The following is a 13,615-nucleotide window of genomic DNA, read 5'->3' as shown; positions in this document are numbered from 1 at the left end:
GATCGACTTCGGGAGAGTATTACCAATATAAAAACTCATCTCGATGCACACTTAGCTGTAAAATATGCTACCTCCTGATACTTGTTCATACCATCAGGCCGAAGCCAGCCATTCTTTTTTTGATCTTTTGCTATCGTATTACTATGAACAATTATTACATCTGCATCTGGGCACAGCTGAAATATCGCTTCCATCTTAAAAGTAATGCCTCCTCCAGCAAACCTTCCTGAGTCCTGCCTCTGCTTTATTGCAAAAAGCTCTATATGCTGATCACGTGCAAACGCATTAACAGCCTCATAAAAAAACCTCGCCGACCGTCTGTCTAAGCTATCGCCGAAAGTTATTTTCTTGGTATTACACTCCTGCCAGTTACCGTCATCGACAATCGCAAATATTGCGTCACTCCCACTAAGCTCAACCCCACAAATTTTCATTAGCACTCCTTGCATATAATTATGTATTCAGCCGACCATATCCTTTCAACTTCGAGTCAAATCCATTCAACCAAACTCAACAACACTTAGCCTCTGACATTTGAGGTTCAGTACAACACCAGACTTTAAATTCGGCGCTTTGATTAAAATTAGCACGTTCTGTGAATACTGCTCGAAACCTACGACCAAGCGATATCTGATTTCGCATGCGCGCGGAACGCAGTTTCGAGGTTGCAGGAAAAAGGTCTCCGCGATACCCTCCCACCGTCGCTGCCAATTCAGCGACCGGGTGTGGAAACCCGTGTAATTCAAGGCGCAACAGCGCCCCCATCACGTCTGCCGGCGCTTTTTTTATGCCTGCGGCGTGAGTTATGGCGGCTGTGCGTGGGACGTCTTCGGGCGTGCCGGTTTCCTTGATTCCCGGTTTTCCACCCTGCGCACAGCTGTCACCCATTCGTGTGGAAACGAATGCGGCAGCTTCACATATCAAGGAATCTGATAATGCGCAGCATCAATCCGTACAAAATTTGGCTTTCCCCTCTACGCAATTCCCAATCGCGTAACACCCTCCCCGACCGCCTCTCCCTCATCGGAGGTGGCCAATGACCGATCAACCCGAACTCAAAACCATCGGTTTCACCCCTGCCATCTACTGCTCCGATCAACCTCTGTTCCACGTCACCTGCAATGTCCCCCTCGGCGATGCGTTGGCCATGGCTTCTGATTTTCTGTTTCTCGCCAAGGCGCTGACCAAGGATGCGGCTTACGCCAAAGACTCGGATTACCACGCCTGGGCCGCGCATTATTTGACGGCGATGAGTAAGGCGGTGGTGGATGATGCGGTGAAGGTGCTGAATCGGGATCGGGATAATGAGCTGGCGTCCAAGCGGGCGGGGGCAAAGTCTGAGGGGCTGGGGGATCGGACGACTTAGGATGATGCCAGGGCCTTCCGCATTGATGTTGGCAGGTCTGGCGCTTTCGCGAGCAAGCTTTGTTCCTACAGGGTTTGCGGTGAATTGACTGGCATTGTTAGCCCCGAGTTCTTTCGGGGCTTTCAAACCTGTTGGTAAACACCACACCACCGCGCATGGATTTTCAGGAGTCGATGACTTCCTCCCCTTCCAGTACCAACCAAGCATAACTTCACGCCGTCGGCTTACCCGACTCTTCCCGCCCCGCCGCCCGAACTGCAACTTCTATCGCTCGAACGCTGATCGCCGCAAATATCGCCGTCATCAGCACCCCGTTGAACCCCAGCAAAATCGCCAGAATCCGCGAGACGCCCAGTTTCGGCACGAGTTCTCCATAGCCGATGGTCAAACCGGTCACGAAGCCGAAATAGATGCCGTCCAAAGGATCCCAGCCCTCCAGGTAGCTGATGATCAGGCCGAACAGTACGACCAGCAGAAACAGTACGGAAAAAATCGGCCAGACAACGCGCAAATAGAACCCGATGGCTTTGAAGAATTCTCGACGGACGTGCGATGCATGAGAGGGCTTCATGTCATGGGCTTCCTGAGGTTTGCCTGAACGGTAGGCGTGTTCGCATCCCATCAGCTTGGCACAGGCGCTGGAAACTGGTGGCCAACGGATCCATTTCACTCCCGCCTTGATCAAATCTTTGTCTTCCAACCCGCCCATGACGTCAACCAACGGAGGGGACAACGCCTCTGGCAGTGCTCATCTAGACTTAATGGATAGTCGTAGGCAGAACTGAACACGTCGCTTTGGTGCGGTCGAATCAAAAGCAGCGTGGCAAGCTGCTTCAATGCCCTATAAAAGGTGCGGCGAAGACCGTGCCGGGCACAACAAGATGCCCGCTCAGGGTGCCCTGGCCGACGGCCTGAAATTGCCACGATTCCGTGACGTGGTGTGAGTGCCGCAGCCGACACTTTCGGACGACCGACAACCCTCTGGTTTGTCCGTGACCGTGAGGAATGCTGAATGCCTGATGAGATGTTGCAATTGCCGATGGTCAACAGCGTGCTGGAGCGCCACAAGGGCTCTGCTGGCGCACTGTTGCCGATTCTTCATGAGATTCAGGAGGGCATCGGTTACATCCCCGATGCGGCCGTCCCCGAGATTGCCCACGCGCTGAACCTGAGTCAGGCCGAGGTTCGCGGGGTGATCAGCTTTTACCATGACTTCCGTACCGCGCCGCCGGCCCGGCATATCCTGCGGCTGTGCCGCGCCGAGTCGTGCAAGAGTCGCGGCGCCGAGCAGCTTGCGGCGCAGTTGCGCGAACGTCTGCAACTGGACGATCACGGCAGTAGCGCCGACGGCAGCATCAGTTTGCGTCCGGTGTATTGCCTCGGTGCTTGCGCCTGCTCGCCCGCTCTGGAACTGGATGGCCAAGTGCATGCGCGGCTCAGTGCTGAGCGTCTGGATGCCTTGCTTGATGCTTGCCGGGAGGACGCATGATGCCGCGCCTCTATCTGCCCTGTGATTCTCTGGCCCGCGCCGTGGGTGCCGACGAAGTGGCGGTCGCCCTTGCCGCGAAGGCCCAGGAACACAACTTGCCGCTGGACTTGCAACGCACCAGTTCGCGCGGCCTGTATTGGCTGGAACCGCTGCTGGAAGTGGACAGCCCGCAAGGCCGGATCGGCTTCGGCCCGCTGACCGCCGCCGATGTGCCGTCCGTGCTCGAAGCACTGAAAGGCGAGCCATCCGCGCATCCACTGGCTTTGGGCCTGGTGGAAGAACTGCCTTATCTGAAGACTCAACAACGCCTGCTGTTCGCCCGCGCCGGCATTACCCGGCCGTTGTCCCTGGATGATTACCGGGCCCACGGTGGCTTCGAGGGTTTGACCCGCGCCGTCGCAGTGGGCGGCGAGCAGACCGCGACGGAAGTGTTCGATTCAGGCCTGCGTGGCCGTGGCGGCGCGGCGTTCCCGGCCGGGATCAAATGGCGCACGGTGCGCGCTACCGAGGCTGCGCAGAAGTACATTGTGTGCAACGCCGACGAAGGCGACTCAGGCACTTTCGCCGACCGGATGTTGATGGAAGGCGACCCCTTCCTGCTGATCGAAGGCATGGCCATTGCCGGCATCACCGTCGGCGCCAGTTACGGCTACATCTATGTGCGCTCGGAATACCCACAATCCGTGGCCACATTGCGCGAAGCGTTGGACATCGCCCGGTCCGCCGGTTACCTCGGGGCCAATGTCGGCGGCAGCGGCCTGGCCTTCGATATGGAAGTGCGGGTTGGTGCCGGCGCGTACATCTGCGGTGAGGAAACCGCGCTGCTGGACTCGCTCGAAGGCAAGCGCGGAATTGTCCGCGCCAAGCCGCCGATTCCGGCCTTGAAAGGCCTGTTCGGTTTGCCGACGCTGGTGCACAACGTGCTGACCCTGGCCTCGGTGCCGCTGATTCTGGCCAAGGGTGCGCAGTACTATCGCGATTACGGCATGGGCCGTTCCCTCGGCACGATGCCTTTCCAATTGGCGGGCAATATTCGTCACGGCGGGCTGGTGGAACGGGCTTTCGGCCTGACCCTGCGGGAACTGGTGGAAGACTACGGCGGCGGGACCGCCAGTGGCCGGCCGCTGAAGGCTGCGCAGGTGGGCGGCCCGCTCGGCACGTGGGTGCCGCCGTCGCAATTCGATACGCCGCTGGATTACGAAGCGTTCGCCGCCATTGGCGCGATGCTCGGCCACGGTGGTGTGGTGGTGGCGGATGACACGGTGGACATGGCCCAAATGGCGCGTTTCGCCATGCAGTTTTGCGCCGAGGAATCCTGCGGCAAATGCACGCCGTGCCGCATCGGCTCGACCCGGGGCGTGGAGGTGATCGACCGCCTGCTCGCCGCGCCAGACCAGAGCGGTCGCGAAGAGCAGGTGATCATCCTCAAGGACCTGTGCGACACGATGCAATACGGTTCGCTGTGTGCGTTGGGCGGCATGGCCCCGTTTCCGGTGGCCAGCGCCCTCAAGTACTTCCCCGCCGACTTCGGTCTGCAATCTTCGGAGGCCGACCAATGATCACTCTCTTCGACCCGAAAACCGATATCGACCTGGGCACTCCTGCCCGCGACAGCGACGTGCAGGTGACCCTGAACATCGACGGGCGCAGCATCAGCGTGCCCGAAGGCACCTCGGTGATGCGCGCCGCTGCGCTGCTGGGCACCACCATTCCGAAACTGTGTGCCACCGACAGCCTGGAAGCCTTCGGCTCCTGCCGCATGTGCCTGGTGGAGATCGACGGCATGCGCGGCTACCCCGCGTCCTGCACCACGCCGGTCACCGAAGGCATGACCGTGCACACCCAGACGCCAAAACTCGCGACCCTGCGCCGCAACGTCATGGAGCTGTACATCTCCGATCACCCGCTGGATTGCCTGACCTGTTCGGCCAACGGCAACTGCGAGCTGCAAACCGTCGCCGGCCAGGTCGGCCTGCGCGAAGTGCGTTACGGCTATGAAGGCGACAACCACCTGGCCGACGTGAAGGACACCTCCAACCCCTACTTCGATTACGACCCGAGCAAGTGCATCGTCTGCAACCGCTGCGTGCGTGCCTGCGAAGAAACCCAGGGCACTTTTGCCCTGACCATTACCGGACGCGGTTTCGAATCCCGGGTCGAGGCCGCCGGTGGCGAGAACTTCCTCGACTCGGAATGCGTGTCCTGCGGCGCTTGTGTGCAAGCCTGCCCGACCGCGACCCTGATGGAAAAAAGCGTGGTCGAACTGGGCCAGCCCGAACGCAGCGTGATCACCACCTGTGCCTATTGCGGCGTGGGTTGCTCGTTCCGCGCCGAGATGAAAGGCGACCAGTTGGTGCGCATGGTTCCAGACAAGAACGGCCAGGCCAACCACGGCCATTCCTGCGTCAAAGGACGCTTTGCCTGGGGCTACGCCACCCACCCGGATCGCATCACCACACCGATGATCCGCAAAAACATCACCGACCCCTGGCAGGAAGTCAGCTGGGATGAAGCGGTGACCTACGCCGCCAGCGAATTCCGTCGGTTGCAGCAGAAATACGGCCGCGACTCGATTGGTGGCATCACCTCCAGCCGTTGCACCAACGAAGAAACCTATCTGGTGCAAAAACTGGTGCGCGCTGCGTTCGGCAACAACAACGTCGACACCTGTGCGCGGGTCTGCCACTCGCCGACCGGCTATGGCCTGAAACAAACCCTTGGCGAGTCCGCCGGGACCCAGAGTTTTGATTCGGTGATGCAGGCCGACGTGATCCTGGTGATGGGCGCCAACCCCAGCGACGCCCACCCGGTGTTCGCTTCCCAACTCAAACGCCGCTTGCGTGAAGGCGCGCGGCTGATCGTCATCGACCCACGACGCATTGATCTGGTGGATTCGGTGCATGCCCGCGCCGAACTGCACCTGGCCCTGCGCCCGGGCACCAACGTCGCCATGCTCAACGCCTTGGCCCACGTCATCGTCACCGAAGGCCTACTCAATCAGCCCTTCATCGACGCCCGTTGCGAAGGCACGGATTTCGCCCACTGGAGCGAATTCGTCAGCCGCGCGGACAACTCGCCGGAAGTCCTCGGCGCCATCTGCGGCGTAGACCCTGCCGACATCCGCGCCGCCGCTCGCCTGTATGCCACTGGCGGCAACGCGGCGATCTATTACGGCCTGGGCGTCACCGAGCACAGCCAGGGCAGCACCGCCGTCATGGGCATCGCCAACCTGGCCATGGCCACCGGCAACATCGGCCGCGAAGGCGTGGGCGTGAACCCGCTGCGCGGGCAGAACAACGTTCAGGGCTCCTGCGACATGGGCTCCTTCCCCCATGAGCTGCCCGGCTACCGGCACATTTCCAACGAGGTGGTGCGGACCCAGTTCGAACAGGCCTGGAATGTCACCCTGCAACCCGACCCGGGCCTGCGCATTCCCAACATGTTCGAGGCTGCGTTGAGCGGTAGCTTCAAGGGCTTGTATTGCCAAGGTGAAGACATCGCCCAGAGCGACCCGAATACCCAACACGTCACCGCAGCCCTGTCCGCCATGGAATGCATCGTGGTGCAGGACATTTTCCTCAACGAAACCGCCAAGTTCGCCCACGTGTTCCTGCCGGGCAGTTCGTTCCTGGAAAAAGACGGCACCTTCACCAACGCCGAACGACGCATCTCCCGAGTGCGCAAAGTCATGGACCCTCTGGGCGGCAAGGCCGACTGGGAAGGCACCGTGGCCCTGGCCAACGCCCTGGGCTACCCGATGAACTACGCGCATCCATCAGAAATCATGGATGAAATCGCCAGCCTGACGCCGACCTTCACCAACGTCAGCTACGCCGAACTGGATCGCCACGGCAGCCTGCAATGGCCGTGCAACGCCGCAGCACCGGACGGCACGCCGACCATGCACATCGAGGAGTTCGTGCGCGGCAAGGGGCGCTTCATGCTCACCGGCTACGTGCCCACCGAGGAGAAGGTCAACAATCGCTATCCGCTGCTGCTGACCACCGGACGCATTCTCAGCCAGTACAACGTCGGCGCTCAGACACGGCGTACCGAGAACGTTGCCTGGCACGACGAAGACCGCCTGGAAATCCACCCGACCGACGCCGAGAGCCGTGGCATCAACGAAGGTGACTGGGTCGGCATCGGCAGCCGCGCCGGCCAGACCGTACTGCGTGCGCGGGTCACCGAACGGGTCGCTCCGGGCGTGGTGTACACCACGTTCCACTTCCCTGAATCGGGGGCCAACGTGATCACCACCGACAACTCCGACTGGGCCACCAACTGTCCGGAGTACAAGGTCACGGCCGTGGAAGTCAGCCGCGTCTATCACCCGTCCGAGTGGCAAAAACGCTATCAGGAATTCAGTGACAACCAACACCGCCTGCTCGACGAACGCCGTAAGGCGCGTGGCACTAAAGCCGAGGTACGCCGATGAGCACTGAAAACCTGATCAAAATGGTCAACCAGATCGCCCAGTACTTCGCCACCGAACCGGATCAGCAACAGGCCGTGCTCGGTGTGCGTAATCATTTGCAGATGTACTGGACGCCCGGCATGCGCAAGGAATTGCTGGCCTGGCAGACGGAGCATCAAGGGGCAGACTTGCATCCACTGGCACAAGCGGCGGTCAGTGGCGCGGGCTGGGAGGCTTAGGCTCACACGATCCGTTAAGCCGTCACGCAATTTTTTGTAGCAGCTGGCGCAGCCTGCGTTCGGCTGCGCAGCAGTCGTGAAATAAGAAGATGCGGTGTTTCAGGAAGACCGCAAGCTCAGGTTTTACGACTGCTACGTCCGATCGCGGCCCGAACCGAACGCAGGCTCCGCCAGCTGCTACAAGATTGCGTCATTGCAGAAATTGCTTAACTGTCTGGGCGTTGGATGCACCGGCAACACCACCAACGCCTCCAACCCACCCTTCGACCGATTACGCAGTGTCAGCTCGCCTCCGTGTTCCAGCACAATCGCCCGCGCCGCTGACAACCCCAAACCAACACCCCCGGTGCTCTTGTTCCGCGAACCTTCCAACCGGAAAAACGGCACGAACACTTGTTCAAGGCTGGCCTCCGCAATCCCCGGCCCACGATCCAGCACTTTGATCCGCACCTCGCCAGCTGCGGGGCTCAGTTCAATCGCCGGCTCACTGCCGTACTTGATCGCGTTATCCAGCAGATTGGTCATCACCCGCTTAAGCCCCAACGGTCGCCCGAAATACACCCACCGCAGCGGCCCGCTGAACGTAATGTCGACGCCCTGATCCCGATAATCGTCCAGCAGCGTTTGCAGCAATTCCGCCAGATCGAACTGGGTCGCAGGCTCAAGCCGCGCATCATCGCGAAAGAACTCCAGCGCCGAGTTGATCATTGCCTGCATTTCATCCACGTCACGAAACAACCGCTGCTGTTGCTCGCTGTCTTCAATGAATTCCCCCCGCAAGCGCATCCGCGTCAGAGGCGCGCGCAGGTCGTGGGAGATGGCGGCGAGCATTTGCGTGCGGTCGCGGATGAAGTGCTGCAGTTGGGCCTGCATGGCATTGAACGCGAGGATCGCCTGGCGGATTTCGTGGGGGCCGAGCGGTTCGATCGGCGGTGCGCGAAAGTCCACTCCGAAGCGCCGGGCGCCCTCGGCGAAGTGCTGCAACGGTGTGGCGAGGCGCCGGGTGGCGATCAGTGCGACCACGGCGGTGGAGATCAGCACCAGCAGGATGACGATCAGGTAGCGTGGCGTTTCGTCGAGCCCCCAACTGCGCGAGGGCGCGGAGAACATCAGCCATGTCGAATCCGATAGCTCGATCAATAACGCGTAATGGGCATCGGCCGTGTGTTCCGTCCAGTCGGCCGGTTCATAGGCTTCGATGCGTCGGTCAGGGGTCTTGAGCATGGGCTGCAGAATGGTCGAGCCGATGCCGGATTTCGGATCTTCCACGGCGGGCAAATTGAGATCGTGCCTATCAGGATGCCAACTGACGGTAAAGCCGTTCTCGCTGGCCGCTTGCGCCAATGAGTTGCGCAGGGGCGCCGGAGCGGCCTCGACCACACGAGTGATGGCGGCAGCTTTTTCCAGCAGGCCGATTTCGGTCAGCGGCGGGCGCGCCCAGACGCCGGCCAGTTGGATAAACAGCCCATTGAGCGCCAGTGAAATGAGCATGGCCAGGATGATCGTCAACGCGATCCAGCGCGCCACCGTATCTTGCGGCCAGTCTCGGGCGCGCATCCGCTTCAACCCGCTCATCGCCGCGTCACGCTGGGCGTGAACAGGTAACCGCCGTTACGCACCGTGCGAATCATCGCCGGCCGCTTGGTGTCGGACTCGAGTTTGCGGCGCAGGCGACTGACCTGGACGTCGATGCTGCGATCGAACGCTTCATGACAATGCCCGCGCGCCAGGTCCAGCAATTGCTCGCGGGTGAGAATGCGTTGCGGGTGTTCGACGAAGACCAGCAGCAAGTCGAACTCACCGGCCGACAGCGGAATCATCACGTTGTCCGGCGAGCGCAGTTCACGTCGCGTGACGTCCAGGTGCCAGTCGGCGAAGTCGATCAGCGGCCGTGGCCGTTCCTGCAATACCGGACGGCGCTCATCCACGCGGCGCAGCACGGCGCGCACTCGGGCCAGCAGTTCACGGGCGTCGAAGGGTTTGGTCAAGTAATCGTCGGCGCCCAGTTCCAGGCCGACGACCCGATCACTGAGTTCCCCCATGGCGGTGAGCATGATCACCGGTATCGCGTATCGGATCCGCAGTTGCTGGCACAGGATCAGCCCGCTGTCCCCGGGCAACATCACATCAAGAATGATCAGGTCTGGCGGCTGTCGCTCGATGGCCGCCCACAGCGACGCGCCATCGGTGGCGACTTCGACGCTGTAGCCGTGCTGCACGAAGAATTTTTTCAGGAGATCGAGGACTTCAAGGTCGTCGTCCACAATTAAAAGGCTGTTCACCAAAGGTCACTTAAGGGGCGAATGGAACCGCCATCTAAAACCATTCACGGCAGCGCGTCATATATTTCAATCCTGTAATAAAACGTCAGCGGCGCAATAAACCAGACATCTTTGCGCAAGGCTTGGGGCTCAGCATCTCGGCGAATTCCTCCCGAGAATCGCATTCATGTTGCCTTTCAATTGTGCTCCCTGGCTGACCCGCAACACCTCGATTGCCGTGCTGGCCGCCGGGTTGGCGGGTTGCAGCAGTCAGCCGCCGGCCACCGATGTGAGTTGCGCCGACATCGCCTACACGGTGTACGACCCGGCGGAACCGTTCAACCGTGGGGTTTTTGCGTTCAATCGGGTGGTGGATGACTATGCCCTGGCGCCGGTCGCTCGCGGCTATCGCTACTCGCCGGACTTTTTCCAGACCGGTGTGCATAACTTTGTGGCGAACTTCGGCGAGCCCAAGGTGTTCATCAATGACCTGCTGCAAGGCAACCCGATGCGCTCGGCCAATACCCTGGGGCGTTTCGTGCTGAACACCACGGTCGGTGTAGTGGGCTTGATCGATGTCTCCGGCATGGCCGGCATCCCGCGTCACGACGCGGACTTCGGCCAGACGTTCGGCGTGTGGGGCATCGGCAACGGGCCGATCGTCGAACTGCCGTTGCTCGGCACTTCCAACAGCCGCGACGCCGTCGGCCGGGTGCTCGGTTTTGTGGTCGATCCGTTTGGCAGCAACAGCGATACCGTGGACACGTTATCCACTATCAGCACGGTCGGCGGCTTCGTCGATGGCCGCGCAGAAGCCTTACCGCTGACCGACAGCCTGCAAAAACTGCCGGACTACTACAGCGCGTTACGCAACGTGGTCGCCGAACATCGTGCCGCTTACGTCGCCGATGGAAAACAAGGCTCGGCACAAACAACCAAACCTCAATGCACAGGAGCACCGGCCGATGGTTTCTGAAGGCAATGGCCTGATTCTGCAGCAACGGGTCACCCAGCAAGACCCGGCCACTCTGCACTGTCGGGAAATCACCCTGCGCCTGTCGGCGGACTGTCGCCATCTGGTGCTCAGCCGCTACACCGAACACTATGGCCCGGCGCAAGTGCGATGCATCGAGCGGAGCCACACGGTGTCCGTCACAGAGCTGTTTCGCTGGCTGGTGGCCAATGGCGAGACGGATGTAATGACGGCGGGCAGCGAGCAGTTGCCTTGACTGTCAGATTCGAGCCAGTTGCGTTTCATTGACATCAGCTGCGTTATCATCGCGCGCTTCTCTGTTCCAGAAACCCGGATGTCCATGTCTTTGCCGCTGCCTGACGATCACCAATCCCTGCCCCCTGTCCTGGTCGGGCCGCTGTTGCGGCGTCTGGAGCCCACGCGGCTGGTGATGTGGCTGGTGGGGTCGCGGGCGCTGTCGCTGACGTTGCGTCTGCAAGACCGCGACGCTATCCACCTCGACGCGAGTCAGTGCACGGTCATTGCGGTGGGCACCCAGGCCTTTGTTCATTTGATCGATGTGTCGCTGGACGCCGCCCTGCCCTGCGACACGTTAATCGAATACGACCTGTTGATTGACGACGCCGGCATCGCCGCTTGGGCCCCGCACTTGCTGTACGCAGACGCCCGTAGCCCAAACTTCGTCCTGCGTACACGGGCCGATCATCTGTTGCACGGTTCCTGCCGCAAACCTCACCACCCGGCCACGGACGGTTTGCTGTGCGTCGATCGTTTGCTGGAGGCGGAGCCGGATGCACACAAACGCCCGGCGCTGTTGATGATGAGCGGCGATCAGGTGTATGCCGACGATGTCGCGGGGCCGATGCTGCGAGCCATCCATGCCTTGATCAAGCGGCTTGGGCTGTTCGAAGAGCACCTCGAAGGCGCAGTGGTCAGCGACAGCGCCAAACTCTACGAGCACCCCGCCAGCTACTACCATCGTGCGGATTTGTTACCGGCGCTGGAAAGCAACAAAACCCTGCGCGAGCGATTTTTCGGTGGGGCGCGTAAGCCGATTTTCACCAGCAGCAGTGCCGACAACCATCTGGTGACGTTCGCCGAAGTCATGGCCATGTACCTGCTGGTGTGGTCGCCGATTGCCTGGACATTGATCGCCCCGCAACCGCCGGTACTGACACCGGAAAGACGCGAGCGTTATGCGCTTGAGCAGACGCGCATCGATGGCTTCAAGGCCGGCCTGGGAGGTGTCGCCCGAGCGCTCGCGCACCTGCCGTGCCTGATGATTTTCGACGATCACGACATTACCGATGACTGGAATCTTTCCGCGCAATGGGAGGAAACGGCCTACGGCCATCCGTTCTCCAGGCGCATCATCGGCAATGCACTGATTGCCTACATGCTGTGCCAGGGCTGGGGCAACAACCCGGATGCGTTCGGCGCTGTGCTGAAGAAGGCCAGCGGATTGAGCGCGACCGGACATGACCGCTACCTCGACAGTGACATTCAGGACGAGTTGATTGACGAACTGCTGAGATTTCAGAACTGGCATTACGTGCTGCCCACCAGCCCGGCCATCGTCGTACTCGACACCCGCACCCGGCGCTGGCGCAGCGAGATGAACCTCAAGCAGCCTTCGGGTCTGCTGGACTGGGAAGCCCTCAGCGAACTGCAACAGGATCTGCTCGATCACCCGTCGGCCATCATCGTTTCGCCGGCACCGATTTTCGGCGTCAAACTGATCGAAACCGTGCAGCGCGTCTTCAGCTGGTGCGGTTATCCCCTGCTGGTGGACGCCGAAAACTGGATGGCCCATCGCGGTGCAGCCCAGGTGATCCTGAACATTTTCCGACACTCGCGTACACCCGGTAATTACGTGGTGCTGTCGGGCGATGTGCATTATTCCTTCGTCTACGAAGTACTGATCCGACACCGCAAGGGCGGCCCGCGCATCTGGCAGATCACCAGCAGCGGCATCAAAAACGAATTCCCGCCCGCGCTGCTCGAGTGGTTCGACCGCCTCAACCGCTGGCTCTACTCGCCCCGCTCACCGCTGAACTGGCTGACCAAACGCCGGCGCATGCGCATTGTTCCGCATGTCCCGGAACATGCTGAAGCGGGTGAACGGCTGTGGAATTCGGCGGGGATCGGGCAAGTGTTCTTTAATGAAAAAGGACAGCCGCTGGAGATCTATCAGCACAACTCAAACGGTTCGCCGAAGACCCGGATGGTTGCGCCTGTGAATGACGACTGAAGGCTGATCGTTCCGACATTTGATCGGTGTCGCTCATGAACCTCACCCGAACCCTGATCATCGGCAATTCCGGTTCCGGCAAAAGCTGGCTGGCGGAACGACTGGCCAAACACCTGCAAGTGCCGTGGGTCGATCTCGATTCGATTCACTGGTTGTCCGATGAACACAGCATTCCCCGCCCCCGTGCCGAGGCGCTGGGCATGGCACGGGTGGTGGCCGGTGAAGAGCGCTGGGTGATCGAAGGCGTTTACGGCTGGATCACCAGCGAACTCTTGCCCCGGGCGACAGCACTGATCTGGCTGAGTGTTGAAGAGGAGGAATGTGTTGCCAACATTCGTCAGCGAGAAGCGCAGCGGGACGAGAATGACGAGTTGTTGATTGCATTGCTCGCTTGGGCCGGCAGCTATCGCACGCGCGAAGATTCGAGTGGATTTGCCGCGCATCAGCATCTGTTCGAAGGGTTTGGCGGTTCGAAACTCAAGCTCAGGGATCGAACCGAAATCACAACATTCGCGAACACCGTGTTACAAGCCAGCTAACTCACAGTGTTTCGATCGTTCCCACGCTCCGCGTGGGAATGACTCTTGTGACGCTCTGCGTCACGCTTTTTAGGACGCGG

At 60.5% G+C, this 13,615-nt stretch carries 13 protein-coding genes; 9 read left to right on the top strand and 4 right to left on the bottom strand.

The features are described 5' to 3' along the window. Positions 1 to 35: 35 nt before the first annotated feature. Entirely contained in the window at positions 36 to 434 is a 399-nt protein-coding gene (locus BLW70_RS10345) for a DUF3010 family protein (protein ID WP_074873931.1), read from the bottom strand. A gap of 602 nt (positions 435 to 1,036) precedes the next feature. On the opposite strand from BLW70_RS10345, the gene BLW70_RS10335 reads away from it, so the two are divergent. Further along, entirely contained in the window at positions 1,037 to 1,366 is a 330-nt protein-coding gene (locus BLW70_RS10335; protein ID WP_074873930.1) for a DUF3077 domain-containing protein, read from the top strand. Between the two features lie 211 nt (positions 1,367 to 1,577). Here BLW70_RS10335 and BLW70_RS10330 read toward each other — a convergent pair whose 3' ends face one another. Further along, positions 1,578 to 1,937: a potassium channel family protein gene (locus tag BLW70_RS10330; protein ID WP_074880493.1), complete on the bottom strand. Its 360-nt coding sequence runs from the start codon at positions 1,935 to 1,937 to the stop codon at positions 1,578 to 1,580. 441 nt (positions 1,938 to 2,378) lie between these two features. Here BLW70_RS10330 and BLW70_RS10325 point away from each other — a divergent pair, with 441 nt between their 5' ends. The 4 genes from BLW70_RS10325 to BLW70_RS10310 are packed head-to-tail and all read left to right on the top strand — an operon-like array spanning position 2,379 to position 7,511. Further along, positions 2,379 to 2,855 (top strand): formate dehydrogenase subunit gamma, encoded by a 477-nt coding sequence (locus BLW70_RS10325; RefSeq protein WP_074873929.1) that lies wholly within the window; start codon positions 2,379 to 2,381, stop codon positions 2,853 to 2,855. Next, positions 2,852 to 4,414: a formate dehydrogenase beta subunit gene (locus tag BLW70_RS10320; protein ID WP_174553764.1), complete on the top strand. Its 1,563-nt coding sequence runs from the start codon at positions 2,852 to 2,854 to the stop codon at positions 4,412 to 4,414. The genes BLW70_RS10325 and BLW70_RS10320 overlap by 4 nt, the downstream gene beginning before the upstream one ends. After that, entirely contained in the window at positions 4,411 to 7,293 is a 2,883-nt protein-coding gene (gene fdhF / locus BLW70_RS10315) for a formate dehydrogenase subunit alpha (protein WP_074873928.1), read from the top strand. Before BLW70_RS10320 ends, fdhF begins: the two co-directional genes overlap by 4 nt. Then, a complete protein-coding gene (locus tag BLW70_RS10310; RefSeq protein WP_074873927.1) occupies positions 7,290 to 7,511 on the top strand; it encodes a formate dehydrogenase subunit delta in 222 nt (73 codons plus the stop codon). The genes fdhF and BLW70_RS10310 overlap by 4 nt, the downstream gene beginning before the upstream one ends. A 177-nt stretch (positions 7,512 to 7,688) precedes the next feature. On the opposite strand, the gene BLW70_RS10305 is transcribed toward BLW70_RS10310, so the two are convergent. Continuing rightward, positions 7,689 to 9,086, bottom strand: a complete 1,398-nt coding sequence (locus tag BLW70_RS10305; RefSeq protein ID WP_074873926.1) for a sensor histidine kinase — start codon at positions 9,084 to 9,086, stop codon at positions 7,689 to 7,691. Then, positions 9,083 to 9,793 (bottom strand): response regulator, encoded by a 711-nt coding sequence (locus tag BLW70_RS10300; RefSeq protein ID WP_074880485.1) that lies wholly within the window; start codon positions 9,791 to 9,793, stop codon positions 9,083 to 9,085. Before BLW70_RS10300 ends, BLW70_RS10305 begins: the two co-directional genes overlap by 4 nt. Before the next feature lie 166 nt (positions 9,794 to 9,959). Here BLW70_RS10300 and BLW70_RS10295 point away from each other — a divergent pair, with 166 nt between their 5' ends. The 4 genes from BLW70_RS10295 (at position 9,960) to BLW70_RS10280 (ending at position 13,535) form a co-directional block, all read left to right on the top strand. Further along, positions 9,960 to 10,748 carry an MlaA family lipoprotein gene (locus BLW70_RS10295; RefSeq protein ID WP_074873925.1) on the top strand — a complete coding sequence of 263 codons (789 nt, stop codon included), beginning with the start codon at positions 9,960 to 9,962 and terminating at the stop codon, positions 10,746 to 10,748. Continuing rightward, positions 10,738 to 11,001, top strand: a complete 264-nt coding sequence (locus tag BLW70_RS10290) for a hypothetical protein (RefSeq protein WP_074873924.1) — start codon at positions 10,738 to 10,740, stop codon at positions 10,999 to 11,001. The genes BLW70_RS10295 and BLW70_RS10290 overlap by 11 nt, the downstream gene beginning before the upstream one ends. Positions 11,002 to 11,079: 78 nt before the next feature. After that, complete coding sequence (locus BLW70_RS10285) at positions 11,080 to 12,996, top strand: alkaline phosphatase D family protein (RefSeq protein WP_074873923.1); 1,917 nt, start codon at positions 11,080 to 11,082, stop codon at positions 12,994 to 12,996. A 35-nt stretch (positions 12,997 to 13,031) separates the two neighbouring features. Further along, a complete protein-coding gene (locus tag BLW70_RS10280) occupies positions 13,032 to 13,535 on the top strand; it encodes a P-loop NTPase family protein (RefSeq protein WP_074873922.1) in 504 nt (167 codons plus the stop codon). Positions 13,536 to 13,615 lie beyond the last annotated feature (80 nt).

This window comes from Pseudomonas frederiksbergensis, assembly GCF_900105495.1.
GTDB lineage: Bacteria > Pseudomonadota > Gammaproteobacteria > Pseudomonadales > Pseudomonadaceae > Aquipseudomonas > Aquipseudomonas frederiksbergensis.
The sequence above is the reverse complement of the archived record's forward strand: the minus strand, read 5'-3'. Positions and strand labels throughout refer to the sequence as shown.

Coding starts and splice junctions, on each gene's coding strand:
- BLW70_RS10325 (WP_074873929.1), top strand. CDS start 2,379: ATGCCTGATGAGATGTTGCAATTGCCGATGGTCAACAGCGTGCTGGAG.
- BLW70_RS10335 (WP_074873930.1), top strand. CDS start 1,037: ATGACCGATCAACCCGAACTCAAAACCATCGGTTTCACCCCTGCCATC.
- BLW70_RS10280 (WP_074873922.1), top strand. CDS start 13,032: ATGAACCTCACCCGAACCCTGATCATCGGCAATTCCGGTTCCGGCAAA.
- BLW70_RS10320 (WP_174553764.1), top strand. CDS start 2,852: ATGATGCCGCGCCTCTATCTGCCCTGTGATTCTCTGGCCCGCGCCGTG.
- BLW70_RS10285 (WP_074873923.1), top strand. CDS start 11,080: ATGTCCATGTCTTTGCCGCTGCCTGACGATCACCAATCCCTGCCCCCT.
- BLW70_RS10290 (WP_074873924.1), top strand. CDS start 10,738: ATGGTTTCTGAAGGCAATGGCCTGATTCTGCAGCAACGGGTCACCCAG.
- BLW70_RS10345 (WP_074873931.1), bottom strand. CDS start 434: ATGAAAATTTGTGGGGTTGAGCTTAGTGGGAGTGACGCAATATTTGCG.
- fdhF (WP_074873928.1), top strand. CDS start 4,411: ATGATCACTCTCTTCGACCCGAAAACCGATATCGACCTGGGCACTCCT.
- BLW70_RS10310 (WP_074873927.1), top strand. CDS start 7,290: ATGAGCACTGAAAACCTGATCAAAATGGTCAACCAGATCGCCCAGTAC.
- BLW70_RS10330 (WP_074880493.1), bottom strand. CDS start 1,937: ATGAAGCCCTCTCATGCATCGCACGTCCGTCGAGAATTCTTCAAAGCC.
- BLW70_RS10295 (WP_074873925.1), top strand. CDS start 9,960: ATGTTGCCTTTCAATTGTGCTCCCTGGCTGACCCGCAACACCTCGATT.
- BLW70_RS10305 (WP_074873926.1), bottom strand. CDS start 9,086: ATGAGCGGGTTGAAGCGGATGCGCGCCCGAGACTGGCCGCAAGATACG.